25 protein-coding genes and 1 tRNA gene are annotated in these 23,540 nt (G+C 74.4%); 8 read left to right on the top strand and 18 right to left on the bottom strand.

Annotated features, from left to right (window positions below):
- Positions 1-13: 13 nt before the first annotated feature.
- The 9 genes from pyrH to K1J50_RS07370 all read right to left on the bottom strand — a co-directional run bounded on the left by pyrH (position 14) and on the right by K1J50_RS07370 (position 7,228).
- Positions 14-748, bottom strand: a complete 735-nt coding sequence (gene pyrH / locus K1J50_RS07410; RefSeq protein WP_220117071.1) for a UMP kinase — start codon at positions 746-748, stop codon at positions 14-16.
- 142 nt (positions 749-890) lie between these two features.
- Positions 891-1,817: a translation elongation factor Ts gene (gene tsf, locus K1J50_RS07405; RefSeq protein WP_220117070.1), complete on the bottom strand. Its 927-nt coding sequence runs from the start codon at positions 1,815-1,817 to the stop codon at positions 891-893.
- Positions 1,818-1,849: 32 nt separating this feature from the next.
- A complete protein-coding gene (gene rpsB / locus K1J50_RS07400; RefSeq protein ID WP_220117069.1) occupies positions 1,850-2,746 on the bottom strand; it encodes a 30S ribosomal protein S2 in 897 nt (298 codons plus the stop codon).
- Between the two features lie 265 nt (positions 2,747-3,011).
- Positions 3,012-3,245 (bottom strand): hypothetical protein, encoded by a 234-nt coding sequence (locus K1J50_RS07395; protein WP_220117068.1) that lies wholly within the window; start codon positions 3,243-3,245, stop codon positions 3,012-3,014.
- 88 nt (positions 3,246-3,333) lie between these two features.
- Positions 3,334-3,954, bottom strand: a complete 621-nt coding sequence (locus tag K1J50_RS07390; RefSeq protein WP_220117067.1) for a MarC family protein — start codon at positions 3,952-3,954, stop codon at positions 3,334-3,336.
- Positions 3,955-3,961: 7 nt separating this feature from the next.
- Positions 3,962-4,777 carry an aspartate dehydrogenase gene (locus tag K1J50_RS07385; RefSeq protein WP_220117066.1) on the bottom strand — a complete coding sequence of 272 codons (816 nt, stop codon included), beginning with the start codon at positions 4,775-4,777 and terminating at the stop codon, positions 3,962-3,964.
- Between the two features lie 169 nt (positions 4,778-4,946).
- Positions 4,947-5,735, bottom strand: coding sequence for an SDR family NAD(P)-dependent oxidoreductase (locus K1J50_RS07380; RefSeq protein WP_220117065.1), 789 nt, complete (start codon positions 5,733-5,735; stop codon positions 4,947-4,949).
- 82 nt (positions 5,736-5,817) lie between these two features.
- Positions 5,818-5,893, bottom strand: a tRNA-His gene (locus K1J50_RS07375).
- Between the two features lie 135 nt (positions 5,894-6,028).
- On the bottom strand, positions 6,029-7,228 hold the full coding sequence (locus tag K1J50_RS07370; RefSeq protein ID WP_220117064.1) for an aminotransferase: 1,200 nt from the start codon (positions 7,226-7,228) through the stop codon (positions 6,029-6,031).
- A gap of 413 nt (positions 7,229-7,641) precedes the next feature.
- On the opposite strand from K1J50_RS07370, the gene K1J50_RS07365 reads away from it, so the two are divergent.
- The 4 genes from K1J50_RS07365 (at position 7,642) to K1J50_RS07350 (ending at position 10,799) form a co-directional block, all read left to right on the top strand.
- Positions 7,642-7,980, top strand: coding sequence for a P-II family nitrogen regulator (locus K1J50_RS07365; protein WP_220117063.1), 339 nt, complete (start codon positions 7,642-7,644; stop codon positions 7,978-7,980).
- 146 nt (positions 7,981-8,126) lie between these two features.
- Positions 8,127-9,569, top strand: a complete 1,443-nt coding sequence (glnA, locus tag K1J50_RS07360; protein WP_220117062.1) for a type I glutamate--ammonia ligase — start codon at positions 8,127-8,129, stop codon at positions 9,567-9,569.
- A gap of 104 nt (positions 9,570-9,673) precedes the next feature.
- Positions 9,674-10,480 carry an HpcH/HpaI aldolase family protein gene (locus K1J50_RS07355; protein WP_220117061.1) on the top strand — a complete coding sequence of 269 codons (807 nt, stop codon included), beginning with the start codon at positions 9,674-9,676 and terminating at the stop codon, positions 10,478-10,480.
- Between the two features lie 124 nt (positions 10,481-10,604).
- Positions 10,605-10,799, top strand: coding sequence for a hypothetical protein (locus K1J50_RS07350; RefSeq protein ID WP_220117060.1), 195 nt, complete (start codon positions 10,605-10,607; stop codon positions 10,797-10,799).
- Positions 10,800-10,826: 27 nt separating this feature from the next.
- Here K1J50_RS07350 and K1J50_RS07345 read toward each other — a convergent pair whose 3' ends face one another.
- Positions 10,827-11,261, bottom strand: a complete 435-nt coding sequence (locus tag K1J50_RS07345) for a nuclear transport factor 2 family protein (protein WP_220117059.1) — start codon at positions 11,259-11,261, stop codon at positions 10,827-10,829.
- A gap of 103 nt (positions 11,262-11,364) precedes the next feature.
- Between K1J50_RS07345 and K1J50_RS07340 the strand changes: the two genes are divergently transcribed.
- Positions 11,365-12,081, top strand: a complete 717-nt coding sequence (locus K1J50_RS07340; RefSeq protein ID WP_220117058.1) for a TetR/AcrR family transcriptional regulator — start codon at positions 11,365-11,367, stop codon at positions 12,079-12,081.
- A 112-nt stretch (positions 12,082-12,193) separates the two neighbouring features.
- Positions 12,194-13,480, top strand: coding sequence for an NCS2 family permease (locus K1J50_RS07335; RefSeq protein WP_220117057.1), 1,287 nt, complete (start codon positions 12,194-12,196; stop codon positions 13,478-13,480).
- A gap of 200 nt (positions 13,481-13,680) precedes the next feature.
- On the opposite strand, the gene K1J50_RS07330 is transcribed toward K1J50_RS07335, so the two are convergent.
- Both K1J50_RS07330 and K1J50_RS07325 read right to left on the bottom strand, forming a co-directional pair.
- Positions 13,681-14,052 (bottom strand): hypothetical protein, encoded by a 372-nt coding sequence (locus K1J50_RS07330; protein WP_220117056.1) that lies wholly within the window; start codon positions 14,050-14,052, stop codon positions 13,681-13,683.
- Positions 14,053-14,147: 95 nt separating this feature from the next.
- Complete coding sequence (locus K1J50_RS07325) at positions 14,148-14,483, bottom strand: DUF962 domain-containing protein (RefSeq protein WP_220117055.1); 336 nt, start codon at positions 14,481-14,483, stop codon at positions 14,148-14,150.
- Positions 14,484-14,637: 154 nt separating this feature from the next.
- Between K1J50_RS07325 and dps the strand changes: the two genes are divergently transcribed.
- Positions 14,638-15,162: a DNA starvation/stationary phase protection protein Dps gene (gene dps, locus K1J50_RS07320; RefSeq protein ID WP_220117054.1), complete on the top strand. Its 525-nt coding sequence runs from the start codon at positions 14,638-14,640 to the stop codon at positions 15,160-15,162.
- Between the two features lie 115 nt (positions 15,163-15,277).
- Here the strand turns inward: dps and K1J50_RS07315 are convergent, their stop codons facing one another.
- The 5 genes from K1J50_RS07315 to K1J50_RS07295 form a co-directional block, all read right to left on the bottom strand.
- Positions 15,278-16,096 carry an N-acyl homoserine lactonase family protein gene (locus K1J50_RS07315; RefSeq protein WP_220117053.1) on the bottom strand — a complete coding sequence of 273 codons (819 nt, stop codon included), beginning with the start codon at positions 16,094-16,096 and terminating at the stop codon, positions 15,278-15,280.
- Complete coding sequence (locus tag K1J50_RS07310) at positions 16,093-17,007, bottom strand: NAD(P)-dependent oxidoreductase (protein WP_220117052.1); 915 nt, start codon at positions 17,005-17,007, stop codon at positions 16,093-16,095. Before K1J50_RS07310 ends, K1J50_RS07315 begins: the two co-directional genes overlap by 4 nt.
- Position 17,008: 1 nt before the next feature.
- On the bottom strand, positions 17,009-17,410 hold the full coding sequence (locus K1J50_RS07305; RefSeq protein WP_220117051.1) for a carboxymuconolactone decarboxylase family protein: 402 nt from the start codon (positions 17,408-17,410) through the stop codon (positions 17,009-17,011).
- Between the two features lie 180 nt (positions 17,411-17,590).
- Positions 17,591-19,330, bottom strand: a complete 1,740-nt coding sequence (gene ybaL, locus K1J50_RS07300; RefSeq protein ID WP_220117050.1) for a YbaL family putative K(+) efflux transporter — start codon at positions 19,328-19,330, stop codon at positions 17,591-17,593.
- Between the two features lie 486 nt (positions 19,331-19,816).
- A complete protein-coding gene (locus K1J50_RS07295; RefSeq protein ID WP_220117049.1) occupies positions 19,817-20,701 on the bottom strand; it encodes a sulfurtransferase in 885 nt (294 codons plus the stop codon).
- Positions 20,702-20,885: 184 nt separating this feature from the next.
- Here K1J50_RS07295 and K1J50_RS07290 point away from each other — a divergent pair, with 184 nt between their 5' ends.
- On the top strand, positions 20,886-21,800 hold the full coding sequence (locus K1J50_RS07290) for an SMP-30/gluconolactonase/LRE family protein (RefSeq protein ID WP_220117048.1): 915 nt from the start codon (positions 20,886-20,888) through the stop codon (positions 21,798-21,800).
- 265 nt (positions 21,801-22,065) lie between these two features.
- Here K1J50_RS07290 and K1J50_RS07285 read toward each other — a convergent pair whose 3' ends face one another.
- Complete coding sequence (locus K1J50_RS07285) at positions 22,066-23,448, bottom strand: sodium-dependent transporter (protein WP_220117047.1); 1,383 nt, start codon at positions 23,446-23,448, stop codon at positions 22,066-22,068.
- Positions 23,449-23,540 lie beyond the last annotated feature (92 nt).

Below are 23,540 nucleotides of genomic sequence, written 5' to 3'. Positions count from 1 at the left end.
CCTGCGGTTGCTGCTACTGGGTCTGCTCGACGACGGTGGTGAAGCGCCCCTCGCCCTTCATCACGGCGGTGAAGGCGCCGGGCTCGTGGATGTTGAAGACCACGATCGGCAGCTTGTTCTCCCGCGCGAGGCTGATCGCCGCGGCGTCCATCACCTGCAGGTCGCGCGCCAGCATGTCGAGGTAGGTGAGCGTCTCGTACCGTTCGGCGCGCGGGTTCTTGCGCGGGTCGGCGGAATAGACGCCGTCCACCTGGGTGCCCTTGAACAGCGCGTCGCAGCGCATCTCGGCGGCGCGCAGCGCGGCGGCGGTGTCGGTGGTGAAGAACGGATTGCCCGTGCCGGCGGCGAAGATGACGACGCGGCCCTTCTCCATGTGCCGCTCGGCGCGGCGGCGGATGTAGGGCTCGCAGACCGAGGTCATCGGGATCGCCGACTGCACGCGCGTGGCGACCCCGATCTTCTCGAGCGCCGACTGCATGGCGAGCGCGTTCATCACGGTGGCGAGCATGCCGATGTAGTCGGCCTGGGCGCGGTCCATGCCGGCGGCGGCGGCGGAGACGCCGCGGAAGATGTTGCCGCCGCCGATGACCAGGCAGACCTGGACGCCGAGGTCCACCACGCCCTTCACGTCCTCGGCGATGCGCCGGCAGGCGGCGGTGTCGAGGCCGTATTCGCGCTCGCCCATGAGGGCCTCGCCGGAGACCTTCAGCAGGACGCGCTTGTAGAGGGGCGGCTTGACGGCGGTCATCGGTGCGGCGGGGCCTTCGGCAGGGCCGGAACGGTCGTCCATCGGGCGGGGCACCATAGGCAGCGCCCCGGGGCCGGGCAAGGCAAAGCCGCCCGGCCGCGGCGAGGCCGGGCGGCGGGGCGGGCGCCGGCTCGCGCGGCTGTCAGGAAGCGCCGGCGGCGGACGCACCCGCGGCGGCGGCGACCTCGGCGGCGAAGTCGCTCGCCTGCCGCTCGATCCCCTCGCCGAGCTGGAAGCGGGCGAAGCCGGTGATCCTCACCCCGGCCTTGCGCGCCACCTCCTTCACCCGGGTCTCGCCGTCGTGGACCCAGACCTGCTCGAGCAGGACGACCTCCTCGTAGTACTTGCGGATCCGGCCCTCGACCATCTTCTCGACGATCGCCTCGGGCTTGCCGGAGGCGCGCGCCTGCTCCATCAGCACCGCCTTCTCGCGCGCGAGCGCGGAGGGGTCCACGCCGGCGATGTCGAGCGCCTCGGGGCGGGCGGCGGCGACGTGCATGCCGACCTGGCGCCCGAGGGTCTCGAGCACCTCGAGCTCGCCCGGCCCCTCGATCGCGACCAGCACGCCGATCTTGCCGAGCCCCGGGCGGACGGCGTTGTGCACATAGGTCGCGACCACGCCGTTCTCGACCTGCAGCCGGCGGGCGCGCCGGATCGTCATGTTCTCGCCGATGGTGGCGATCAGCCGCGTCAGCTCGTCCTGCACCGTGTGGGTGGTGCCGGGATAGGTGGCGCGCTTCAGCGCCTCCACGTCCTCGCCGACCGACAGCACGAGGCCCGCCACCTCGGCGACGAAGTTCTGGAACATCTCGTTGCGGGCGACGAAGTCGGTCTCGGCGTTGACCTCGACCATCCCCGCGACCTTCGGGCCGCTGGCGACGCCGATCAGCCCCTCGGCGGCGACGCGCCCGCTCTTCTTGGCTGCGACCGAGAGACCCTTCTTGCGCAGCCAGTCCACCGCGGCCTCCATGTCGCCGCCGGTCTCGCTGAGCGCCTTCTTGCAGTCCATCATGCCGGCGCCGGTCTTCTCGCGCAGCTCGCGGACCATCGCCGCCGTGATCTCGGCCATGGCGTGTCGTCTCCCCTCGGTTGCTTCCGGCCTCAGCCCTGGCCCGGCCGGGCCTCGTCCGCGCCGCCGCCCGTCTGGGCGAGCTCCTCGCGCAGCTCCCGCTCCATATCCTCGCGGTCCATCGCGGCCAGCGCCCGGCCCGGCGCCTCGCCCTCGAACAGCGGCTCGCCCGCCGCCTCGGGCGGGAGCTCTTCCGGCAGCGGCTCGGCGGCGGCGCCGATGTCCACCCCCGAGGCCTGCAGCTCGGCCGAGATGCCGTCGAGCACGGCGGCGGCCACCAGGTCGCAATAGAGGTTGATGGCGCGGATCGCGTCGTCGTTGCCGGGGATCGGGTAGGCGATGCCGGAGGGGTCGGAGTTGGAATCCACCACCGCCACGACCGGGATGCCGAGCTTGTTGGCCTCCTCGATCGCGAGCTTCTCCTTCACCGTGTCGATGACGAACAGGATGTCGGGCAGGCCGCCCATCTCCTTGATGCCGCCGAGCGCGCGCTCGAGCTTGTCGCGCTGGCGCGTCAGCATCAGGATCTCTTTCTTGGTCAGGCCGGCGGTATTGCCGGCGAGCTGCTCCTCGAGCTGGCGCAGGCGTCGGATCGAGGCGGTGATGGTCTTCCAGTTGGTCAGGGTGCCGCCCAGCCAGCGGTGGTTGACGTAGTACTGGCCGCAGCGCTTCGCCGCTTCGGCCACGTACTCGGCGGCGGCCTTCTTGGTGCCGACGAACAGCACCCGCCCGCCGGCGGCGACCACGTCGCGGATCGCGCGCAGCGCGCGCTCCAGCATCGGCACGGTCTGGCGCAGATCCAGGATGTGGACCTGGTTGCGCACGCCGAAGATGTAGGGCGCCATCTTCGGGTTCCAGCGCCGGGTATGGTGGCCGAAATGGACGCCGGCCTCGAGCAGCTGGCGCAGGGTGACCTCGGGCATCGCCATGGGCGAGACTCCTTCCTGGTGGTCCGGTTGGGCCTCCGCGGCGTCCCCCCGTCGCCGGGGGACCGGACCCTTGCCTGAGGATGCAGGAAGGGGGCGCCGCGTGCGGATTGCCGGCACGGGCGGGGCCCGCGCCGGCGGCGGGGATATGGCGGAAACGATGCCCCGGCGCAAGCCGCCGCCGGGCGCGCCGGCGCGGCCGCGCGGCGGGATCAGCGGCGCCCGGCGCGCCGCGGCGGGGCGGCGCCTGCCGGGCCGGGGCGGGCGCTCAGGCCCGGTCCCTCACCTCGTGCGCGCCCCGGGCGCGGGCGCAATGCGCGCAGCAGTAGATCTGCCCGCCCTCCTCCACGCCGTGCCCGGCGACGCGCACGCCGCAGTTCGGGCAGACGGGCGCGACCGCCTGGATCGCGCATTCGAAGCTGTCGAAGGTCCAGGTCCGGCCGTCCTTGGTCAGCTGGAAGGTCTTGTCGTAGTCGTTGCCGCACTGATCGCACCTGGGCATGCCTCTCCTCCCGTGCCGAGCGCCCGACGCAATACAACGCCCGAGCCGCCCGGGCGTTCGCGGCCGGGACAGGGCGCGGCGGCGCCGCTCAGCCCAGGCTCTCGCGCAGGCCGGCGAGGGCGATCTCCGCCGCCAGGGCGGCGAGCACCACCCCGAGCACGCGCCCGATCACGTGCTGCCCGGTCTCGCCGAGGAAGCGCGCGATCCACGCCGCCGCCAGCATGGCGGCAAGGGTGAGGAGCAGCGCCGCCGTCATCGCCGCGAGGATCGCGGCGAGGCGCGCCCAGTCCCCCTGCGCCTGCTCGGCGAGCAGCACCGCGGTGGTCATCGCGCCCGGGCCGGCGATCAGCGGGATCGCGAGGGGAAAGGCGCTGATGTCGCCGATGCTGCGGCTCGCCGCCGCCTGCTCCTCCGGGCTCGCGCGCAGCATGGTCCGGCCCATCACCATGTCGGCGGCGAGCAGGAACAGCAGCAGCCCGCCCCCGACCTTGAGCGACGGCAGGCTGATGCCGAGCGCGCGCAACAGCCCCCCGCCGCCGAGGGCGAAGGCGACGAGCACGACGAAGGCGATCGCGCTGGCGCGCACCGCCTGGGCGCGCCGGCGGGACGGGCTGTCGCCCGCGGTCATCGCCGCGAACATCGCCGCCGTCCCCGGCGGGTCGAAGATGACGAGGAAGGCGACGAAGGCGTAGAGGCCCGCCTCCCGCATCGCCGCCTCAGGTGCCGACCCGGAGCGTGCTGGCCAGGCCGCGCAGGCAGGCGAGGATCGAGAGCGGGGTGATCCTGCCGGTGCGCGGGTTCTCCTCGCTCGGCACGTTCTCGATCGTCATGGTCAGGCGCGCCGCCTCGGCCTCGACGCGGATGGTGTGCGTGTTGCGCGTGAGGGAGGGATCGGCCCAGATCTCCACCTGCGTCCGCTCGGGCCCGATGCCGGCCAGCGCCAGGGCGGCGGCGACGTTGACGTTGGCCGGGAAGCCCTGCGCCGCCTCGAAGGCGTTGCCGGCGAAGACGCGCGTCGGCGCCGTGACCGCCATCACGTCGATGCCGTGGCGCTCGAGGTAGGGCGCGCCGGCGAGGCCGCGCGGCGGCTTGCGGGTCTCGAGGGTGACGCTTTCGACCCGCCCCTCGGCGGCGGCGCGCACCGCATCGAGGCCGAGCAGGGCGCCGGTCGGGACGAGGATGCGCGCCCCGCTGCGCCGCGCCTCCTCGACCAGATGCAGGCGCGGCAGCAGGGCGCCGGCCGAGGCCGGCACGAGGATGCGCCCGCGCGCGATGGCGGCGCGCGCCACCTCCTCGAACACCGCCGCCGGCGCCGCCTCCACCACCACCTCCGCGCGCTCGGCGAGCCCGGCGAGGCCGACCACCGCCGGCGGATCGCGGAAGCCGGCGAGGGCGCGCTCCGCCTTCGCCCGGTCGCGCGCGGCGACGGCGACGAGGCGCAATCCCTCGACGCCCGCATCCAGCGCGCGGGCGAGAGGCAGTCCGATCGCGCCGAGACCGGCGATGCCGACGGTGAGAGTCCCCTGCGCCATGCCCTTGCTCCTCCAGAGTCGTTTCCGCCCGGCCGCGCCCTTCGCCGGCCGCCCCGATCCGCCGGCCCGCCGCGGCGCCGCCGCCGCCCGGGGCGCGGCGCCGGCCCGGGGCCGTGGCCGGCCGGGCCGCTTCACGGGCCCGGCCGCGTCCGGCCCTCCGCGACCGGCCTCAGACGACCGGGCAGCGCCCGCCGTCCACGTTGATCGCGGTGCCGGTGACGTAGCCGCACTGCTCGCTCGCCAGGAGCAGCGCCATCGCGGCGAACTCCTCGGCCTTGCCGATGCGGCCGAGCGGCACCGCCCTGCCCTGCTCCGCCTTCCACTCCTCCCAGGAGATCGCGCGCTGCTCCTGGGCGTAGCGGCGCACCCACTGGTCGGACTCGACGATGCCGACCAGCAGCGCGTTGACGAGGACGTTGTGCGGCGCGGCCTCGTTCGCCAGCACCTTGGTCAGCGCCATCCCCGCCGCCCGGCTCACCGAGGTCGGGGCGCTGGCGGCGAGCGGCGCCTTGGCGCCGATGTTGAGCACGTTGATGATGCGCCCCCAGCGGCGCGCCTGCATCCCCGGCAGGGCGAGGCGCGAGAGGCGGATCGCCGCGAACAGCTTGAGGTCGAGATCGGCCTGCCAGAGCGCATCGGAGATCTCGAGGAACGGCCCGCGCTGCGAGGTGCCGGCGTTGTTGACCAGGATGTCCACCTGGCCGAGCGCCCGCTCGGCCTCGGCGAAGGCGCGCGCGCAGCCCTCGGCGGTCGCGATGTCGGCGGCGATGGCGGCGACCTTGCCCCCCGGCGCCGCGGCCGCCCTCACCTCCGCCTCGGCCCTGGCGAGCGCCTCGGCGCCGCGGGCGACGATCGCGACATGGCCGCCGGCGCCGGCATAGGCCTTGGCGACGGCGAGGCCGAGGCCCTTGGAGCCGCCGGTGATCAGGGCCGCGCGGCCGTTCAGGGTGAGCTGCATGGGACGCCTCCGGGGTCGTTGCGACGCTTGCCGGGCCGGACTGTCGCCGGGCCGGAGGGGCCGCGCAACCGGGGGAGGAAGGTGGGGCGACCTACGGGATTCGAACCCGTGACATCCAGGACCACAACCTGGCGCTCTACCAGCTGAGCTAAGGCCGCCACTGGGGCGGCTCGCGGGCCGCCGGGACGGCGCGGAGATAGGGCCTCCGCCCGGGGAGCGTCAACACCGCGGCGCCGCCCGGCCGGGGCTCCGCTCCCCGTCCGCGCGCCCGCCCCGGCGGGGCCGCGCTCGCCCTAGCCGGCCGCGGCGCGCCGCTCTGGCGCCGCCCCCCGCGCCGCGAGCCAGCGCCCGAGCCGGGCCAGCGCCTCGTCCAGCACCGCCTCGCTCTTGCAGAAGGCGAAGCGGACGTAGTGCCGCGGCGGGTCGTCGCTGGCGAAGAAGGCGGTGACGGGGATCGCCGTCACCTTCGCCTCCTCGGTGATGGTGCGGCAGAAGGCGACGTCGTCGCCGGGGAAGCCGAGCGGGCGGAAATCGGCGGTGAGGAAGTAGGTGCCCCGCGTCTCCAGCACGCCGAAGCCGAGCCGGGCGAGGCCGGCGGCGAGCCGGTCGCGCCGCGCCTGCAGCGCAGGGCCGATCGCGGCGAAGTAGGCGTCGTCCTTCATCAGCCCGACCGCGACCCCGCGCTGCAGGTTGGGCGGCGTGGTGAAGGTGAGGTTCTGGTGCGCCTTGGCGACGTTGCCGGCGAGCGCGCGGTCGCAGGTGACGTAGCCGACCTTCCAGCCGGTCAGGCTGAAGGTCTTGCCGGCCGAGCCGATGCGCATCGCGCGCGCGCGCATCCCGGGCAGGGTCATCAGCGGGATGTGCCGCCAGCCGTCGAAGGTGAGGTGCTCGTAGACCTCGTCGCAGATCGCGTAGCAGTCGTGGCGCCGGATCAGCTCGGCAAGGAAGGCGAGCTCGGCGGCGGTGAACACCTTGCCGGTCGGGTTCATCGGCGTGTTGAGGAGGATCGCCTTGGTCCGCGGCCCGAAGGCGGCGGCGAGCGCGGCGCGCGGCAGCGCCCAGCCGGGCGGCTCGAGCCGCACCAGCTTCGGCACGGCGCCGAGCAGCCTCACCACCGGCAGGTAGGTGTCGTAGAGCGGCTCGATCAGCACGCACTCGTCGCCCGGGTTGAGCACGGCCATCAGGCAGGCGGTGATCGCCTCGGTGGCGCCGGAGGTGACGACGACCTCGGCGTCCGGGTCCACCGCGAGCCCGTAGAAGCGGCGGTTGTGGTGGGCGACGGCGCGGCGCAGCTCCGGCACGCCGGTCAGCGGCGGGTACTGGTTGCGCCCGTCGAGCAGCGCGGCGGCGGCGGCGTGGATGACGTCCGAGGGGCCGTCGTAGTCGGGGAAGCCCTGGCCGAGATTGATCGCGCCGTGCTCGAGGGCGAGCGCGCTCATCACGGTGAAGATCGTGGTGCCCGTGGCGGAGAGGAGGGCGTTCTGCGGCTGCATCGCCGGCATCTTTCCGTTTCGTCGCAGGAGGCAGGCGGCCCGGCGGGGCGCGGCCGGAGGCGGCGCGCGGGCGCCCCTCCGCGCCGGCGGCTCCCCGCGCCCCGGCCCCGGACCTGCGGCCGCGCATGATAGGAGACGGCCCGGGGGCCGCAACTCGGGCCCCGCCGGGGCGACGCGCTGCGCGTCCCGCGGGCAGGTGCCGGGTCAGGGATTCGGCAATTCGCCCAAGGAATGGGCAGAGACGCGCCGCGCGCGCGGATTTTTCCCCGCCCCTCCGGATTGAAGCCCTGGCGGGCCGCGTGCGATATCCCGCCCGCCCGCGCCCCCGCCGCGGCGGCACCGTGCGGCACGGCGGCCGCGCCGGGCGGGCAGAGGCGGGGGATGCGGCCGGGAAGGCGGGCCAGGCAGAGGCGATGAAGAAGATCGAGGCCATCATCAAGCCCTTCAAGCTCGACGAGGTGAAGGACGCGCTGCACGAGATCGGCCTGCAGGGCCTGACCGTCGTGGAGGCGAAGGGCTTCGGCCGCCAGAAGGGGCACACCGAGCTCTATCGCGGCGCCGAGTACGTCGTGGACTTCCTGCCGAAGGTGAAGATCGAGGTGGTGTGCTCGGACGACCTCGTCGAGCGCGCCATCGAGGCGATCCAGCAGGCCGCGCGCACCGGCCGCATCGGCGATGGCAAGATTTTTGTTAGCGAGGTTCTCGAGGTCATCCGCATCCGCACCGGCGAACGGGGCGAGGACGCGGTCTGACCGCAACGCCACCGCCGGCCGCGGCGCTCCGGCCAGGGGCAGGCGCGGCCGCGGGCGGCGGGCGTGCCGGTTCCGGCACCGCGCGCCGCCGGCGGAGGGCAGGGAACGGGTTCGGGACAGCAGCAGGGGATCAGAGGACCGCACACATGGCGAAGAAGTCCGCAGGAGGCGCCAATCCGAACGGCGGCGTCTCCAAGGTCATGGAGATGATCAAGGAGCACAGCGTGGAATACGTGGACCTGCGGTTCACGGACCCGCGCGGCAAGTGGCACCACACCGCCCAGCACGTCTCGACCATCGACGAGGAGGTGTTCGAGAGCGGGGTGATGTTCGACGGCTCCTCGATCGCCGGCTGGAAGGCGATCAACGAGTCCGACATGATCCTGATGCCGGACCCCGAGACGGCCTGCATGGACCCGTTCGCGGCCAAGCCGTCGCTGATCCTGTTCTGCGACATCATCGAGCCCTCGACCGGCCAGCTCTACAACCGCGACCCGCGCGGCACGGCGAAGAAGGCCGAGGCCTACCTGAAGAGCAGCGGCATCGGCGACACCGCCTACTTCGGGCCGGAGGCGGAGTTCTTCGTCTTCGACTCGGTGAAGTTCGGCACCGGCGGCAATTTCGGCATCTACCAGCTCGACTCGGTCGAGGGCCCGGGCGCCAGCCTGAAGGACTACCCCGAGGGCAACATGGGCCACCGCCCGAGCGTCAAGGGCGGCTACTTCCCGGTCCCGCCGGTGGACAGCGAGAGCGACCTGCGCGCCGAGATGCTCTCCACCATGGGCGAGATGGGCGTGGTGATCGAGAAGCACCACCACGAGGTGGCGCAGAGCCAGCATGAGCTCGGCATGAAGTTCGGCCCGCTGGTGCGCATGGCCGACCACATGCAGATCTACAAGTACGTGATCCACAACGTCGCGCACAGCTACGGCAAGACCGCGACCTTCATGCCGAAGCCGATCTACGGCGACAACGGCTCCGGCATGCACGTCCACCAGAGCATCTGGAAGGACGGCAAGCCGCTGTTCGCCGGCAACGGCTACGCCGACCTCTCGGAGATGGCGCTCTACTACATCGGCGGCATCATCAAGCACGCCAAGGCGCTGAACGCCTTCACCAACCCGACGACCAACAGCTACAAGCGGCTGATCCCGGGCTTCGAGGCGCCGGTGCTGCTCGCCTACTCGGCGCGCAACCGCTCCGCCTCCTGCCGCATCCCCTACGCGACCAGCCCGAAGGCGAAGCGCGTCGAGGTGCGGTTCCCGGATCCGGGCGCGAACCCCTACCTCGCCTTCGCGGCGATGCTGATGGCCGGCCTCGACGGCATCCGCAACCGCATCCATCCGGGCGACCCGATGGACAAGGACCTCTACGACCTGCCGCCGGAGGAGCTGAAGGGCATCCCGACGGTGTGCGGCTCGCTCCGCGAGGCGCTGCAGTCGCTGGAGGCGGACCACGAGTTCCTGCTCGCGGGCGACGTGTTCTCGAAGGACCAGATCGAGAGCTACATCGAGCTCAAGTGGCAGGAGGTGTACCGCTTCGAGCACACCCCGCACCCGGTCGAGTTCGAGATGTACTACTCGGTCTGAGCCGCCCCGCGCCCGGGCCGCGGATCGGGGCTCCGCCTGCCGGCGGAGCCCCTTTTCGTTGTAGGCTGGCGCAACGTCCGGTCCTTCGCCAGGGAGCCGCCGCCATGCCCCCCTCCCCCCGCGACATCCTGCGCAACCCCGTGCGCGACAAGCTCGCCCGCGACGAGGTGGTCGCCTCGATGACCGTGCGGCTCGTGCGCAGCATCGAGATCGCGCGCATCGCCGCCACCGCCGGCTTCGACTCGCTCTACGTGGACCTCGAGCACTCCCCGCTCTCGCTCGACGCCTGCGGGCAGATCTGCATGGCGGCGCTCGCGGCCGGGATCGCCCCCTTCGTGCGCGTCCCGGCGCCCGGGCCGGAATGGGTGGCGCGGGCGCTCGACGGCGGCGCGCTCGGCGTCATCGCCCCGCATGTGCGCGGCGCGGCGGAGGCGCGCGCGGTGGTGGCGGCGGCGAAGTTCCCCCCGCTCGGCCACCGCTCCGCGGCCGGCGGCCTGCCGCACCTGCACTACCGCGCCTTCCCCGCCGCCGAGGCCGACCCGGCGCTGAACGAGGCGACCATGGTGGTGCCGATGGTGGAGACGCTCGCCGCGCTCGAGGCGGTGGAGGAGATCGCCGCGGTCGAGGGCGTGGACCTGCTGCTGATCGGCAGCAACGACCTGACCGCCGAGATGGGCATCCCCGGGCAGTTCGACCATCCGCGGCTGCGCGCGGCCTTCGCGCGGACGATCGCGGCGGCGCGCGCGCACGGCAAGCATGTCGGCATCGGCGGCCTCGCCTCCCGGCCCGACCTGGTCGCGGAGTTCGTGCGCATGGGGGCGCGCTACGTCTCGACCGGGACCGATCTCGGCTTCCTCGCCGCCGCCTGCGCGCAGCAGGCCGCGCGGGTGCGCGCGCTGGCGACCCGCTAGCCGGCGCCGCGCCGCCGCAGGCACGCCATGAAACGGGAGAAGCACCCGACATCCGCGACACGCCCGCGCAGCGCGAATCCCCGTTCCGGAACACGTCTGCCGCGGAAGCCCTGACGGATGCGGAATGGTTTCGCGCCGCAACCGGAAAGCGGCAGCGAGAAGAGCCGCGGGCTTCCACGACGACCTGCGCGGCACGTACGACAGCTTCAACCGCCTCCCGATGGAGGTGCCGAAGGCCCTGTTCGCCGGCCGGCTCGTCTTCATCGACGAGACGGCGAAGTCCCTCGTGCCGGCACGATCGCGCGCCATCGTGCCGTGAGAGCGCCCGAGCGCGGGCCGGCCGCGGTCAGCCGCCGGGCACGCAGCCGAGCTGCCGCTGGATGGCGGCGAGGTCGCACCAGACGTTCTCGCGGGCGATCCTGCCGTCGCGGAACTCGAAGATGTGGAGCAGCCGGAAGCTCACCGGACCGCTCCTGCCGTCGCACAGAAAGGGCCGGCCGTCGGCGATGTGGCCGTGCCAGACCGCCTCGTCCACGACGAAGTCTTCGCCGTAGAGCCGGCGCACGGGGGTGACGCGCTCGCCCTTCAGGTCGCGGAAGAGCATCTCGTAGAAGGCGCGGATCCGGGCGCGGTCCTTGAGCGCCCCCATCGGCGAGGGGATGACCTCGTGCTCGGCGCCCTCGGCGAGGCTCCCGAGCACGCCCTCGACGCCGTCGGCCGCCTCGTAGGCGAAATGCTCGTTGATGAGCCGGTCCACCTGCTCGCGGGTCATGTTGTCCATGGTCATCCGCCCTCCGGGTGGCTGGGACTTGCGTCTCTCCATGAGACTTGCGTATCATAAAGATATGCCAGTCTCAGATCAAGCGGATTCCGGACACGAAGCGGTGAAGGTCGCGGGTCGGCCCGACCCTCGCGCCAACCAGAAGGAGCGGACGCGCGCGGCGCTCGTCGCCGCCGCGGCCGAGCTGCTCCGCCGCGGCACGCCACCCACGGTCGCCGAGGCCGCGGAGGCGGCAAGGGTCTCGCGGGCCACCGCCTACCGCTACTTCCCGACGCAGGAGGCGCTGCTGCTCGAGGTGGCCGAGCTCGCCCCGGCGGTCGCGCCGGTCGAGGCGATGCTCGCCGCCCTGCCGCCCGGCGGCGATCCGGAGGATCGGCTGCGGCGGCTGCTCGACGCCTTTCATCCGGTCATGTTCGCCGAACAGGTGCCGATGCGGACGGCGCTGCGGGTCTACCTCGACACCTGGCTCCAGAGCCGCCGCGCCGGCGAGGACGCTCCGCCGCTGCGCGAGGGCCGACGGCGCCGCTGGCTGGACCTCGCGCTCGAACCGCTGCGCCGGGAGATGCCGGAGCGGGACTGGCGGCGCCTGCGCGCCGCGCTCTCCCTCACACTCGGGATCGAGGCGGTGGTCGTGATGAAGGACGTCTGCCGGATCGAGGACGACGAGGAGGCGATCGCCGTCCTGCGCTGGGCGGCGGCTGCGCTCCTGCGCGCCGGGCTCGAACAGGCACGGCGGACTGCGCCGTCGCCGAGGGCGGCGGACGAGCCGGGGCGGGCGGCGCGGCGGATGCGGGGTGCCCGGAGAGGGCCGCAGCCGTGATGAGGCCCGGCGCAAGCGGGCCGCGCTGACGGCCTTCGCGCGCGCCGCCGGCTGTTCCGGATGCCGAATCGCCCTAGGCTGGGCTGGCCGATTCGCATGGCGGGGAGCAGCAATGGACCGCTTCTTCGACCTGGCGGCGCGCGGCACCACGCCGCGCACCGAGTTCATGGCCGGGCTCGCCACCTACCTGACGATGGCCTACATCGTCGTGGTCAATCCGCAGATCCTGGCCGCGGCCGGGATCGATCCCGGCGCCGCCTTCGTCGCCACCTGCCTCGCCGCGGCGATCGGCTCGGCGCTGATGGGGCTGCTCGCCAACTTCCCGATCGCGCTGGCGCCGGGCATGGGGCTCAACGCCTACTTCGCCTACGCCGTGGTGCAGGGCATGGGGGTGCCCTGGCAGGCGGCGCTGGGCGCCGTGTTCCTCGGCGGGCTGCTGTTCTTCGCCGTCTCCGTGCTGCGCATCCGCGAGTGGCTGGTCAACGGCATCCCGCTGTCGCTCAAGCTCGGCATCGCCGCGGGGATCGGCTTCTTCCTCGGGCTCATCGGCCTGCGCGGGATGGGGCTGGTGGTGGCGCACCCGGCGACCCTGGTCGGGCTCGGCCCGCTCAGGGCGACCCCGACCCTGCTCGCCTGCGCCGGGTTCCTGCTGATCGCGGGGCTCGCCGCGCGCGGCGTGCCGGGGGCGATCGTGATCGGCATCCTCGCCACCGCAGCGGCCGGGATTCCGTTCGGCCTGACGCGCTTCCAGGGCCTCGTGGACCTGCCGCCCTCCCTCGCGCCGACCTTCCTCCAGCTCGACATCGCCGGGGCGCTCGGCCTCGGCGTCCTCGGCATCGTCTTCACCTTCTTCCTGGTGGACCTGCTCGACAACACCGGCACGCTGATCGCGACCACGCACCGGGCGGGGCTGATGAACCCGGACGGCACCGTGCCCAATCTCGGCCGCGCGCTGATGGCCGATTCGGGCGGGGCGATGATCGGCGCCGTGCTCGGCACCTCCACCACGGTGAGCTACATCGAGAGCGCGGCCGGCATCCAGGCGGGCGGCCGCACCGGGCTGACCGCGCTGACGGTGGCGGCGCTGTTCCTGCTGACGCTGTTCCTCGCCCCCGTCGCCACCGCCATCCCCGGCTTCGCCACCGCGCCGGCGCTCGTCTTCGTGGCGCTGCTGATGGCCCGCGCGCTCGGCGACATCCGCTGGGACGACGCGACCGACTCCATGCCGGCGATCGTCACCGCGCTCGCCATGCCCTTCACCTTCTCGATCGCGACCGGGATCGGGCTCGGCTTCCTGGTGCATGCGGCGATGAAGACGATGGCGGGCCGGGCCCGCGAGGTCTCCGGCGCGGTGTGGCTCATCGCCGGACTCTCGGCGATCAAGTTCGCCTTGGGCTGAGCCGGCCTCGCGGCCAGTCACGGAGCGCCCGGGGAACAGGGGCGGCAGGACCGAGCGCGACCGCCGTGGCGGCCGGGCGCGGAACCCGGTTCGGGGGGCGGAGCCGACGCCGCGCGTCGGGCCGGACGACAACCGGTCCGCCTCCGCGCCTGTCCCGCGGATCCCCGGTCCCGGCTGCCTCGCGCCGTTCGCGCTCCGCCCTAGCGGCGCGGCTCCGCGTCTCCCTCGAGCGCCTCCTTCAGGGCCTCGCCCTTGCGCTCGAGCCACTCGCCGGTCCGTTTCAGCGCACTGCCCGTGGCCCGCGCGGCGTGGCCCGCGGCGGCACCGGCCGCCTCCGCGGCCCGGCCGAGCGCCTTGCCGGTCGCGGTGGCGGCGCGGTCAAGGGCGCCGCCGGCACGCGCCGCCGGGCCAGGAGGCTCGGGCGCCGCCGGCTCGCCGGTGTGCGGGACCGGTGGCGGCAGCGCGCCGGGCGCCGCCGGGGCGGTCCCGCCCTGCGCCAACGCTCCCGACGGTGCGGCGAGGGCGAGAAGCAGCAGCAGCGAAGCGAACGACAGACGCGGCGGCTGGCGCATCGGCACGGTCTCCCTCAAGCGCGGGGGTGGCCCCGTTCGCCCGCCGAATTGGCCCCGGGCCGCCGCCGGCGCAATCGCCGGAGCGGGAACGCCCGCTACAGGCCAGCGCGCCGCAGCTCGCCCTCCAGCCGGCCGGTCAGGAACAGCGCCGCCATGCGCAGGTCGCTCCGGAGGGACCAGAGCGGACGAGCGAAGCTGGCCGGCCGGTTGCCCTCGATGGCGAAGTGGGCGATCCAGGCGAGGCCGTAGCCGGCCACGGGCACGAGCAGCAGCAGCCGGAGCGGGCCGAGGACCAGGCCCCAAAGCAGCAGCAGCGCGGCCGCGACGGTGCCCGCGACGTGCAGGAGCCGCGTCGCCGGACGGGCATGCTCGCGGAGGTAGCACGGCCAGAAATCGGCGTAGCGGGCGATGCGGGACAGGTCCTGGCCCATACGCCCAGCCTAGCGGAAGGGCCGGCCGGCGCGCCAGCGCCCGCCGAGCGCAGCCGAGGCCGCGCACACCCACGCCGACGCGCCGCAGGGGGCTGACACGGCGGCGCTCCGCCCCATCTCTCCCCCGACACCTCAACGAAGGAGGAGATGGAGAATGGCGAAGACCGCGACTGCCGAGGCCGTGACCGGCAAGCCGCTGCACCGTACGCTCAACGACACGCCCGACAACGCGAAGAAGGTCTCGATCGGCGTGCTGCAGGCCTGCCTGACGGACGCGGTGGACCTCTACAACGCCACCCGCCAGGCGCACTGGAACGTGAAGGGGCCGCACTTCGCCGCCCTGCACGCGCTGTTCCAGGACTTCTACGGCCGGCTCGCCGAGGGTGCGGACGACCTCGCCGAGCGCATCGTCACCCTCGGCGGCACGGCGATCGGCACCACCCAGGCCGTGGCGCAGGGCACGCGGCTCCCGCCCTACCCGACCGACCTGCAGGACGGCCTCGGCCATGTCCGGGCGCTGGCGGAGCGCTACGCCCAGGTGGCGAAGGCACTGCGCACCGGCATCGACCAGGCCGCCGAGGCGGGGGATGCGGATACGGCCGACCTGCTGACGGAGCAGTCGCGCGCCGTGGACAAGATGCTGTGGATGCTGGAGGCGCACCTCCAGACGCGCGACTGAGCTCTGCTGCCGCGCGCCTGCCGGGGGCGGCGCGGCACGCCGGACGGCATCCGCCTGCCGCCGGGGCGCGACCGGGCCGCCCCGCGCTCCGCCCCGCCCCTGCGGCGCTGGAGATTCACGCTGCCGGCTGCGGCCGGCCGCCCGCGATCGGCGCCAGGTGCAGCGCCACCACCTCGCCCCCGGTTCCGGGCACGGCGGGGTGGCGGTGCCGCACTTCCGGATCGTGCCCCGGCACCACGCGCGTCTCGTCCCCGCCGGCGAGGCGCCTCACGAGCTTCCAGCCCTGCGTCATCGCGCCGAGGTCGAAGACGATCGGGAAGGGGTTGCCGCGCGCGACGTTGGCGTAGAAGTGCATCGCGTCGGAGGCGAGCACGACCGGGCCGCGCGCCGTCACGACCCGCACCACCTGCAGCCCGTCGCTGTGCCCGCCGACGCGGTGCACCGTGACGCCCGGCGCCACCTCGCCCTCGCCGTCGTGGAACACCATGCGGTCGCCGTAGAGGGCGCGGACCGCCGCGATCACGTGATCGGCCTCGAAGGGCAGGCGGATGCAGGCGGTGCACATGTGCCGCCCGGTGGCGAAGGCCATCTCGCGGTCCTGGATGTGGACCCGGGCGTTGGGGAAGAGGTCGATGTTGCCGGCGTGGTCGTAGTGCAGGTGGGTGAGGATCACGTCCCGCACCCCGGCGGGATCGGTGCCGAAGTCGCGGAGCGCCTGCCCCACGGGGCGGCTGATGCGGCGGTTGCGCTTCGCCGCCAGCGCCTCGTCGAAGCCGGTGTCCACCACGATCTCGTGCCCGCCCGGGCCGCGCAACAGCCAGACGTAGTAGTCGAGCGGCATCGCCTCGTGCGCGTCCTCGACCGGCAGCAGGAAGTTCTGCTGCGCTGGCCGCTCGTGGCGGCCGTAGCGGATGGCGTAGGCCTCCCAGGTCATGGCCCCTTGTTCCCTCCCAGGATGGTGTTGCCGGCGAGCTGCTCGCTGAGCTTCGCCATCGCCGTGTGGTCCTGGCCCGGCCCGAGCGCGGCGAGCGCCGCCGCCCACATCTCCCGGCACAGCGCAGCGAAGGGCGTGGGCGTCGCGGTCTCGCGCCCGACCTCGAGGGCGATCGAGAGGTCCTTCACCATCAGGTCGAGCGTGAAGCCGGCGTCGAAGCGGCGCGACAGCACGTACTGGGCGAACTTCTTCTGCGTGCTGTTGTTCATGCCGGTGGAGGCGTTCAGCACCTCCACCATCTTCTGCGGGTCGAGGCCGAACTTCTGGCCGATCAGCAGCGCCTCGACGCCGATCAGGAAGCCGCCGGCGCTGACCAGGTTGTTCAGGGCCTTCATCGCCTGGCCGGCGCCGATCGGCCCGCAGCGGTGGATCGAGCTGCCCATCGCGCGCAGCACCGGCTCGGCGCGGTCGAGGTCGGCCGCGGCGCCGCCGGCCATGATCGCGAGCTCGCCGCTCCTCGCGCGCGGCACGCCGCCGGAGACCGGGCAGTCCACCATGGCGACGCCGCGCGCGGCGAGCGCCGCCGCGATCTCCCGCGTCCTGCCCGGCTGGCCCGAGGTCATGTCGATCAGCAGCGCGCCGGGGGCGAGGGCGTCGCCCATCGCCGCCACCGCCGCGGCGACCTCAGCGCTGGTCGGCACGATGGTGACGACGCAGTCCGCGCCGCGCGCCGCCTCGGCGGCCGAGGCGGCGGCGCGGCCGCCCACCTCGGCGGCGAAGCGCTCGGCGCGGCCGGGCGCGACGTCGCACACCGCGACCTCGAACCCGGCCTTCACCAGGTTCGCCGCCATCGGCCAGCCCATGTTGCCGATGCCGACGAAGCCGATGCGGCGGATGGGTGCGGCGCTCATCTCATTTCTTGCCCGGCAGCGCGCCCTCGGCGACCAGCACCTCGTGCGCCGCCTTGAAGGCGTCGAGGCCGGCCGGGATGCCGCAATAGGCGGTCGCATGCAGCAGCACCGCCTTGATCTCGTCCACGGTGAGGCCGTTGTTCAGCGCGCCCTTCACGTGCAGCCTGATCTCCGGCGTCTTGCCGAGCGCCGTCAGCATGGCGAGGTTCAGCATCGAGCGCGTCCTGCGGTCGAGCGTCGGGTCGCCCCAGGCCCAGCCCCAGGCCCAGGCGGTGGTGGCGCGCTGGAACGCCATCATGAAGTCGTCGGCCTTGGCGAGCGACGAATCCACGTAGTCGGCGCCGAGCACGGCGCGGCGGATCGGCAGCCCCTTCTCGAACAGGGCCTGGTCTTCGGCGGACATGGCGGTGCTCCTCCCGGGCAGGGTGTCGTCGCGCGCACGCTCGCCCGGTCCGCCGCGGCGGTCAACCCGTGGACGCCGGGCCGCGCCGGCGGGAGTCGGCGCAAGCCCCGTGCGGCGCGGTCGCCCCGGACCCGCCGCCCGTCCCGGCGCGCGGGCGCGGCCGCAGGGGCCGGCGCCGGATCAGTCCCGACCCGCTGGCGGCGCGCCGGGCGCGTCGCGGCCGGCCGCGTGCGCGAGCATGCGATGGGCGATCTCGCGCTCGCCCATCACGATCAGGTCGGCGCCGAGCCGGCGGAGGTACTCGACCTCCTCGTCCGAATGCGCGCGGGCGATGATCTCGATGGCCGGGTTGGCGGTGCGCGCCTGCTCGACCACCTGGCCCGCCTCGAACGCCTCCGGGACGGTGACGAACAGCCGCTGCGCCGCCGCGAGGTTCGCCGCGGCGAGCACGTCCGGATCGGCGGCGTTGCCCGCGACGACCTCCGCGCCCGCGCGGCGCGCCGCCGCGATGGCCTCGGCCCTCTCCTCGAACACCAGCAGCGGGCGGCCGGCGGCCAACAGGCCCGCCCCGACCAGCGAGCCGACGCGGCCGTAGCCCACCAGCACGTCGTGGCCGGTGAGCGTGGTCGCCGGCGGCGCTTCCGGCGCCGCCTCCGCCTCCTCCCGCGCCGGCGGCGCGACGGCGGGCGGCGCCCCCGGCGCCGGCTCCGCACCGGCAGGCAGGCGGACGAGCCTCGTCCGCCGCCGCTCCACCGCGCCGAACAGCAGCGGGTTCAGCAGGATCGAGAGGATCGCCCCGGCCAGCACCAGGTCGCGCCCCTCCGCCGGCAGCAGGCCGAGCGCGACGCCGAGGCCGGCCAGGATGAAGGAGAACTCGCCGATCTGCGCGAGGCTGGCCGCGATGGTCAGCCCCGTCGCCCAGGACTGCCCGAAGGCGCGCACGATCAGCAGCGCCGCCAGCGACTTGCCGACGACGATGATCGCGACCGTCGCGAGCACCGCGAGCGGCGCCTGCACCACGATGCGCGGGTCGAACAGCATGCCGACGGAGACGAAGAACAGCACGGCGAAGGCGTCGCGCAGCGGCAGCGCCTCCTCCGCCGCGCGCTGGCTGAGCTGGCTCCCGCTCAGCACCATCCCCGCGAAGAAGGCGCCGAGCGCGAAGGAGACGCCGAACAGCGCCGAGGCCGCGTAGGCGACGCCGAGCGCGATCGCGTAGACCGCAAGCCGGAACAGCTCGCGCGATCCGGTGTGCGCCGCGTAGTGCATCAGCCAGGGGATCGCGCGCCGCCCTGCGACCAGCATCACCGCGACGAACGCCCCGACCTTGGCGAGGGTCAGCGCCACCAGCACGGCGATGCCGAAGCCGCCCGGTGCCGCGCCGCCCGCCGCCAGCGCGTCGCCGACCGCGGGCAGCACCACCAGGGCGAGGACCATCGCCAGGTCCTCCACCACCAGCCAGCCGACCGCGATGCGCCCGCGCTCGGTCTCCAGGATGCGCCGCTCCTGCAACGCGCGGACCAGCACCACCGTGCTCGCGACCGAGAGGGCGAGGCCGAACACCAGCCCCGCGCCGAGGCCCCAGCCGAACTGCCAGGCGAGCGCCGTGCCGAGCAGCGTCGCCACCGCGATCTGCGCGACCGCGCCCGGCAGCGCGATCGCGCGCACCGACATCAGGTCGTCCAGCGAGAAGTGCAGCCCGACCGCGAACATCAGCAGGATCACGCCGATCTCGGCGAGCTGGTCGGCGAGCTGCTGGTCGGCGACGAAGCCCGGCGTGAACGGCCCGACCGCGATGCCCGCGAGCAGGTAGCCGACGATCGGCGAGAGGCGCAGCCGGTGCGCCGCGAGACCGAGCGCGAAGGCGAGCGCGAGGCCGAGGGCGATGGTGGCGACCAGCGGCGCGTGGTGTTCGGGCAATCCGCCATCCTCCTCCGGTCACGCGGTGCAGTCCGGCCGGGAGGTCGCCGCGCACGGCTTCCTCCCCTGCGCCTTTCCAGCAGATCGGCCGCGCCCGCGCGAGTCCCGCCGCGCGCCGGAGGCCGCCCGGGCGGCGCCGCACGGCGCCGGTTGCCGAGGCCGGGATGGTCCCGCCAGACGCCCCTTCCGGGCGAAGCCTCATCCGCGGCCGTGCCGGCGGCGCCGGCGCCGCCCGGGCATCACCGTCGCCGGGACGAAGGACTTCCGGCAGATCGGATCGCTCGCCCTGACGCCGCCGTGCGGTGCCGCCGCCCGCGCCGCCAGGCAACGCCGGACCGCGACGCGGACCGCCCCACACGAGGCACGGGGAGCAGCCGCGGCCCGTCTTTCCGGTTTCCGGAAAGGCTCGCCGCGGCGCGCGCCCTCCGCGCGATCCTCTCCGGCGTCCGGCGGCCTACGGAGGCCGGCCGCCGCCGCTCCCGGCGGTCAGCCCCGCTCGATCGGCAGCGTCTCGTCCTTCGCCCATTCGCTCATCGAGGCGTCGTACACGGCGACGTCCCGGTAGCCGAGCTGGTGCAGCAGGAAGGCGTCGAGCGTCGCCGCGATGCCGCCCCCGCAATAGACCAGGATGCGCTGCGACGGCGCCGCACCGGCCGCGGCGAAGGCCGCCGCGACCGCCTCCGGCGGCCCGAGGGCCCGGGTGGCCGCGTCCACGAGAGACAGCGCCGGCACGTTGACGCTCCCGGGAATGCGGCCGGGACGGCCGTAGCGCGGGTTGTCGCCCCGGTGCAGGTCCGGCGCGAGGGCGTTGAGGATGCAGACGCCCGGATCGCCGATCGCGGCCCGGACCTCCTCCTTGCCGACGAACAGGCCGGGGCGCGGCCGGACGACGAGGGTCGCGGCCGGGTAGCGCGTCTCGCCCGTCTCGACCGGCCGTCCCTCGGCGCGCCATGTGTCGAAGCCGCCGTCGAGGATCGCGGCCTCGTCGAAGCCGATCGCGCGCAGCATCCACCACACGCGCGTCGCCCATTGCGGGTTCCCGCGCGCATAGAGGACGACGCGCGTGCCCGCGCCGACGCCCCTGGCCGCGAACCGCGCCGCGAGATCGTCCGCGGCCGGCATCATGAAGTTGAACGGACTCGCCTGGTCGGAGAGTTCGCCCTGGAGGTCGAGGAAGGCAGAGCCCGGGATGTGCCCCTGCTCGTAGTCCCTGCGCCCGCTCTCGACCCGGTATGGCCGGCCCGTCCCCGTCTCGTAGTGCAGATAGGTCGTGCAGTCGAACACGCGCAGCGCGGGATCGCGGAGGTGGTCGGCCAGCCACTGCGTGTCCACGATGGCCTCGGGATGGGCGTAGCGCACGGGCGCGGTCATCGGCGTCTCCTCCCGGCGCGAGCGTGCGCCCGGCCGCGGGCCGCCGCAAGCCCGCCGCGCCCCGGCCGCGCCCCGGTCGCGCCGGAGCGGCGCGGCGCCGGCGGCGCCCTCGCGCCACGGGCGGGACGCGCTTGACCGCCCGGCCGGAGGCGCGAGGATGCCGCGGCAGAGAGGAGACACCGCCATGGCCGAGATCCGCATCCTCGCCCGCGGCCTGGGCTTTCCGGAGGGCCCGGTGGCGATGCCGGACGGTTCCGTGATCCTCGCCGAGATCAACGGCGGGCGCATCACGCGCGTCGGCCCCGACGGGACGGTGACGCGGCTCGGCCCGGCGGGCGGCGGCCCGAACGGCCTGGCGATGGGGCCGGACGGGATGCTCTACCTCTGCGACAACGGCGGCAACCGCTACGTGCCGGGCCACTTCATGGGCCAGGGCCCGTCGGACGACTACGCCGGCGGCTGCATCGCGCGGGTGGACCCGGCGACCGGCGCGCGCACCGTGCTCTACACCGAATGCAACGGGCGCCGCCTCTCCGCGCCCAACGACCTGGTGTTCGACCGCCACGGCGGCTTCTGGTTCACCGACCTCGGCAAGCGCTACGCGACGCACCGCGACCACGGCGGGCTCTACTACGCCCTGCCGGACGGCTCCGCGATCCGGGAGGTCGCCTACCCGATCCTCAGCCCCAACGGCGTCGGCCTGTCGCCGGACGAGCGCACCGTGTACGTCGCGGACACCGAGTCCGCTCGCCTCTGGGCCTTCGACGTCGAGGCGCCGGGCGTCGTGCGCAAGCACCCCTTCCCCTCGCCGCACGGCGGACGCTTCGTCGCCGGCCTGCCGGCCTTCAGCCGCTTCGACAGCCTGGCGGTGGAGGCCTCGGGCAACATCGCGGTGGCGACGCTGGTGACGGGGCGCATCACCGTCTTTGCGCCCGACGGGCGCCTGGTGCGCGAGGTGCCGGTGCCCGACAGCCACCCGACCAACCTCTGCTTCGGCGGGCCCGACCTGCGGACCGCCTACATCACGCTGTCCGGGAAGGGCGAGCTCGCCGCGATGGAGTGGCCGGAGCCCGGGCTGAGGCTCAACTTCCAGCGCTAGAGCGGAGCGCGGACGGCCGGGGACAGCCGGGAGGCGCGGATCGGCCCTGCGGCCGGCAGCCCGGGCCGCCGCGGCGAACCCGGCCGCGCGGGAACGGCTTCGCGTCTCCGGGACGCGCACGGCCTTCCGGATGCGGGAGCGGGAGTTCCGCCGCCACCACGGCGCGGACCCGCCGGCACCGGCGGCGGGCGCAGGCACCCCGGCCGCGGCACCCCGGGCGGCCGCGCAGGGTTGCGCCGTGGCCACCCGTGCGCGGCCGGTCGGATCAGCGCGGCAGGTGGCCCAGCGCCACGAAGGCCAGGATCAGCGCCGGGACGACCCAGCGCAACAGGAAGCGCAGCGCGCCGACCGCCCTCGGGCCCCAGCGCAGCTCCGCGGCCAGGAGATCGCCCCGTGCGACCCAGCCGGCGAAGACGGCGAGGAGCAGCCCGCTGGCCGGCAGCAGCAGGTTCGAGGCGATGCGGTCGATCGCGTCGAACAGCCCCGCGGTCGCGAAGCCGGGCACGGCGCCGAGCGGGCGCACCTCGCGCCAGAGGTTGAAGGAAAGCACGCTGGGCAGGCCGAGGAGCCAGCAGACCACCCCGGCACCCACGGCGGCCCGCGCCCGCGGCCAGCCGGTCCGCTGCACCACCGGCGCGACCGCGAGCTCGAGCAGCGACACCGCCGAGGCGAGCGCGGCGACGAACAGCGAGAGAAAGAAGGCAGCGCCGACCGCATCGCCGAAGGGCAGCCGGCCGAAGGCGATGGGAAGGGTGAGGAACATCAGGCCCGCCCCCTCCGCCGGGTCGAGGCCGTGGGCGAAGACCAGCGGGAACACGGCGAAGCCGGCGAGGAAGGAGATCGCCGTGTCGCCGGCCACGGTCGCCACCGCCGCCGTCGTCAGGTCGGTGTCGCGCCCGGCGTAGGCCGCGTAGGTGATCATCGCGCCGAGGCCGACGCCGATCGAGAAAAAGCCGAGGCCGAGCGCCTCGAGCGCCACCCGGGGCGTCAGCGCCTCGGGCCGGGGCGCGAGCAGGAAGGCCACGGTCCGCCGCAGATCGCCCGCGGTCGCGGCGTAGGCGACGAGCCCCAGCATCAGCGCGGCCAGAAGCGGCATCAGCACCCGGCAGGCCCGCTCGATCCCGCCGCCGACGCCGCGCGCGACCACGGCGACGGTGGCGGCGAGAAAGGCCGCCTGGTATGCCGCGAGCGCCGCCGGACTGCCGGTCATGGCCTCGAACAGCGCCCGCGTCGCGGCGCCGTCGGCGCCGGCGAAGCCCCGCCGGATGGCGTGAAGGAGGTAGGCGAGGGTGAGCCCGCCGACCACGGCGTAGTAGGTGAGGATCAGGAATCCGGTGGCGATCGCGAGGCCGCCGATCCAGGCCCAGCGGCGGGGGGACCTTCCGGCCTCCGCGGCCACCGCGGCGACGCTCGCGGCGGCGTCGCCCCGGCCGCGCCGCCCGAGCGCGAACTCGGCGAAGATCAGCGGCAGCACGACGAGGACGAGGCCGAGAAGGTAGAACAGAACGAAGGCGCCGCCGCCGTTCTCGCCGACCTCGTAGGGGAATTTCCAGATCGAGCCGAGCCCGACCGCCGAGCCGATCGTCGCCAGGACGAAGCCGAGCCGGCCCGACCAGCGCTCGCCGCGCGGCGGCTGGCGCTCGCTCACCGCGGATGCTCCGCCCGCCCGGGCCGCTCCGCCGCAAGGCGGCGAGCGGCCGCGCCGCTCCGGCGAACGCCCCGCCCGCCCGCGGAGCGCCG

Origin of the sequence: Caldovatus aquaticus, from assembly GCF_019458025.1 — a bacterium.
GTDB lineage: Bacteria > Pseudomonadota > Alphaproteobacteria > Acetobacterales > Acetobacteraceae > Caldovatus > Caldovatus aquaticus.
The sequence above is the reverse complement of the archived record's forward strand: the minus strand, read 5'-3'. Positions and strand labels throughout refer to the sequence as shown.

What these genes read in the sequence shown, in the direction of transcription:
- pyrH (WP_220117071.1), bottom strand. Translation starts at nt 748, where the DNA reads ATGACCGCCGTCAAGCCGCCCCTCTACAAGCGCGTCCTGCTGAAGGTC.
- tsf (WP_220117070.1), bottom strand. Translation starts at nt 1,817, where the DNA reads ATGGCCGAGATCACGGCGGCGATGGTCCGCGAGCTGCGCGAGAAGACC.
- rpsB (WP_220117069.1), bottom strand. Translation starts at nt 2,746, where the DNA reads ATGGCGATGCCCGAGGTCACCCTGCGCCAGCTGCTCGAGGCCGGCGTC.
- K1J50_RS07395 (WP_220117068.1), bottom strand. Translation starts at nt 3,245, where the DNA reads ATGCCCAGGTGCGATCAGTGCGGCAACGACTACGACAAGACCTTCCAG.
- K1J50_RS07390 (WP_220117067.1), bottom strand. Translation starts at nt 3,954, where the DNA reads ATGCGGGAGGCGGGCCTCTACGCCTTCGTCGCCTTCCTCGTCATCTTC.
- K1J50_RS07385 (WP_220117066.1), bottom strand. Translation starts at nt 4,777, where the DNA reads ATGGCGCAGGGGACTCTCACCGTCGGCATCGCCGGTCTCGGCGCGATC.
- K1J50_RS07380 (WP_220117065.1), bottom strand. Translation starts at nt 5,735, where the DNA reads ATGCAGCTCACCCTGAACGGCCGCGCGGCCCTGATCACCGGCGGCTCC.
- K1J50_RS07370 (WP_220117064.1), bottom strand. Translation starts at nt 7,228, where the DNA reads ATGCAGCCGCAGAACGCCCTCCTCTCCGCCACGGGCACCACGATCTTC.
- K1J50_RS07365 (WP_220117063.1), top strand. Translation starts at nt 7,642, where the DNA reads ATGAAGAAGATCGAGGCCATCATCAAGCCCTTCAAGCTCGACGAGGTG.
- glnA (WP_220117062.1), top strand. Translation starts at nt 8,127, where the DNA reads ATGGCGAAGAAGTCCGCAGGAGGCGCCAATCCGAACGGCGGCGTCTCC.
- K1J50_RS07355 (WP_220117061.1), top strand. Translation starts at nt 9,674, where the DNA reads ATGCCCCCCTCCCCCCGCGACATCCTGCGCAACCCCGTGCGCGACAAG.
- K1J50_RS07350 (WP_220117060.1), top strand. Translation starts at nt 10,605, where the DNA reads ATGGTTTCGCGCCGCAACCGGAAAGCGGCAGCGAGAAGAGCCGCGGGC.
- K1J50_RS07345 (WP_220117059.1), bottom strand. Translation starts at nt 11,261, where the DNA reads ATGGACAACATGACCCGCGAGCAGGTGGACCGGCTCATCAACGAGCAT.
- K1J50_RS07335 (WP_220117057.1), top strand. Translation starts at nt 12,194, where the DNA reads ATGGACCGCTTCTTCGACCTGGCGGCGCGCGGCACCACGCCGCGCACC.
- K1J50_RS07330 (WP_220117056.1), bottom strand. Translation starts at nt 14,052, where the DNA reads ATGCGCCAGCCGCCGCGTCTGTCGTTCGCTTCGCTGCTGCTGCTTCTC.
- K1J50_RS07325 (WP_220117055.1), bottom strand. Translation starts at nt 14,483, where the DNA reads ATGGGCCAGGACCTGTCCCGCATCGCCCGCTACGCCGATTTCTGGCCG.
- dps (WP_220117054.1), top strand. Translation starts at nt 14,638, where the DNA reads ATGGCGAAGACCGCGACTGCCGAGGCCGTGACCGGCAAGCCGCTGCAC.
- K1J50_RS07315 (WP_220117053.1), bottom strand. Translation starts at nt 16,096, where the DNA reads ATGACCTGGGAGGCCTACGCCATCCGCTACGGCCGCCACGAGCGGCCA.
- K1J50_RS07310 (WP_220117052.1), bottom strand. Translation starts at nt 17,007, where the DNA reads ATGAGCGCCGCACCCATCCGCCGCATCGGCTTCGTCGGCATCGGCAAC.
- K1J50_RS07305 (WP_220117051.1), bottom strand. Translation starts at nt 17,410, where the DNA reads ATGTCCGCCGAAGACCAGGCCCTGTTCGAGAAGGGGCTGCCGATCCGC.
- K1J50_RS07295 (WP_220117049.1), bottom strand. Translation starts at nt 20,701, where the DNA reads ATGACCGCGCCCGTGCGCTACGCCCATCCCGAGGCCATCGTGGACACG.
- K1J50_RS07290 (WP_220117048.1), top strand. Translation starts at nt 20,886, where the DNA reads ATGGCCGAGATCCGCATCCTCGCCCGCGGCCTGGGCTTTCCGGAGGGC.